Consider the following 572-nt stretch of genomic DNA (forward strand, 5'->3'; position numbering starts at 1 on the left):
AGTTCTCGCGGCAGCGGGGTCTTGCTGCGGACGGGCGGTGCAAGTCGTTCGCGGCGGGTGCGGACGGCACGGCGTGGGCGGAGGGTGTGGGCCTGGTCCTGCTGGAGCGTCTGTCGGACGCTCGCCGTAACGGGCATGAGGTGCTGGCCCTGGTGCGGGGCAGTGCGGTCAACCAGGACGGCGCGTCCAACGGCCTGACGGCGCCGAACGGTCCTTCGCAGCAGCGTGTGATCCGGCAGGCGCTGGCGAACGCGGGTCTGTCGGCGGCTGACGTCGACGTGGTGGAGGCGCATGGTACGGGTACTTCGTTGGGTGATCCGATCGAGGCGCAGGCGTTGATCGCGACGTACGGTCAGGAGCGGCCGGGTGGTGATCGGCCGTTGTGGCTGGGGTCGTTGAAGTCGAACATCGGTCATGCGCAGGCTGCGGCGGGTGTGGCGGGTGTGATCAAGATGGTGCAGGCGATGCGGCATGGTGTGCTGCCGAAGACGCTGCATGTGGATGAGCCGTCGCCGAAGGTGGACTGGTCGGCCGGCGCGGTGGAGCTGCTGACCGAGGCGCGGGAATGGCCG

Annotated in this window: 1 protein-coding gene; it reads left to right on the top strand. The window is 69.4% G+C overall.

The genetic code is table 11. From position 1 onward, the window contains the following. A partial coding sequence (locus IE239_RS41600) for a beta-ketoacyl synthase N-terminal-like domain-containing protein (RefSeq protein ID WP_190154629.1) occupies nucleotides 1-572 on the top strand: 572 nt, incomplete at both ends.

Origin of the sequence: Streptomyces humidus, assembly GCF_014649655.1 — a bacterium.
Taxonomy (GTDB): domain Bacteria; phylum Actinomycetota; class Actinomycetes; order Streptomycetales; family Streptomycetaceae; genus Streptomyces; species Streptomyces humidus.